The sequence below is a fragment of the Bradyrhizobium sp. genome (genome assembly GCF_049586575.1).
In the GTDB taxonomy this organism is placed as follows: domain Bacteria; phylum Pseudomonadota; class Alphaproteobacteria; order Rhizobiales; family Xanthobacteraceae; genus Bradyrhizobium.
Genome location: NZ_JBAVCF010000508.1, coordinates 1 through 1,546, shown reverse-complemented (window position 1 = coordinate 1,546; position 1,546 = coordinate 1). Strand labels below are relative to the sequence as shown.

Genomic DNA, 1,546 nt, shown 5'->3' with positions numbered 1-1,546 from the left:
CCTTCAATGATTACGAAGAAAACATTGCAATTGAGTTTGAAATCGCTCCGGGATTTCGCAAAAAAACGTCTGCCGGATGAAGAACTGATCGCGCTGGATGAACGCGACGAATGTCCGGTAGAGATTGTCCGGCACATGAGCGACCCGGACCAACTGGGTATTCAACTCCTGTTCATTCCGGAAGAGTACGGCGGCATGGGGGGAAGCACCTTCGACGTCTATCTCATCTGCGAACAGATGGCGCGGATCGACCTTGGGGTCGCCACCTCCCTGTTCGCGACTTTCCTGGGCAGCGACCCCATTACTTTCGGCGCCACTGCCGAACAAAAGAAGAAATGGCTCGGCAAGATCGCTGATGAAGGGGTTCTGTTCGCTTACGGCGCAACGGAACCGGAGGCGGGCAGCGACCTGGGTTCGCTGAAGACCACCGCCGATCGCCTCGAAAAGGACGGCAGGATTATCGGCTACAAGATCAATGGCAGTAAGCAATGGATCAGCAACGGCGGAATCGCCGACTATTACACCATCCTGGCCAATACACCGGCGGGGCCAAGTTGGTTCATTGTGGATGCGGGCAGCAAGGGCTTCGCGCATGACAAGCCCGAAGACAAGCACGGCATTCGCCTGAGCAACACGGCAGCGCTGGCTCTCAACGATGTGTACGTTGATGCCGATCGGCTGGTCGGCGGGGTCGAAGGCCAGGGCCTGATACAGGCGCAGATGGTCTTCGGTTACACGCGGGTGATGGTGGCGGCATTCGGCCTGGGAGCGGGCTGGTCGGCGCTGGATCGCGCAATTCCATATTCCACCAAGCGAATCCAGGGTGGGACACCGTTATCGGAGAAGCAAGGCTACACTCACAAGTTGATCGTGCCGCACGTGGCCAAGCTAGAGGCTGGCCGTTCGTACATCGAGGAAACTGCGGAACGCATTGACGCCGGTACCGAAGGAAGCTTGAACACCGAAGGCGCCATTGCGAAGTACATGTCAACCGAAGCCGGAGACGCGGCTGCCGATGCTAGCATTCAGGCACTGGGCGGATACGGCTACACCCACGAATACATGGTCGAGAAAATCAGTCGCGACGTTCGCATCACCAGGATTTACGAAGGCACTTCCGAGATCATGGAAATGACCATCAGCCGCGACCGCTGGCAGCTTCACCTGAAAACCCGCGGCCAGTATTACCATGAGCGGGCACGCGAGTTCGAAGCGCTGCACGTTCAGCACCCCGAGGTAGGAGCCGACATTGCGGCGTTGGCCCTGCACGCCCTCGCCGAGGTGATGGAAAAGGCGCGGGCCGCTCGCCTGACCCGGTTCCAGCACATCCTGCTGCGGCTGGGCGAATTGATTGCTTACGCCGAGTGCGCGGGCAGTTTATCGAAGCGCGCCGCACGCAGTTCGGAAGGGACGCTCAACGAAAAAGCCAGCACCCGTTTCGACGCTACCGGTTTGGCCGCGCTGGCGCGGATCTTCGCACGGGAGGCCGCCCTCAAAGTGGCCGAAGAGGGTCTCCGTTGGGTCACCGGAGCGGGTGGCGTGAGCA

1 protein-coding gene is annotated in these 1,546 nt (G+C 59.6%); it reads left to right on the top strand.

The features are described 5' to 3' along the window. Nucleotides 1-24: 24 nt before the first annotated feature. Nucleotides 25-1,546 (top strand): acyl-CoA dehydrogenase family protein (locus WB528_RS19375; RefSeq protein WP_423890009.1); only part of this gene is annotated, 1,522 nt, incomplete at its 3' end.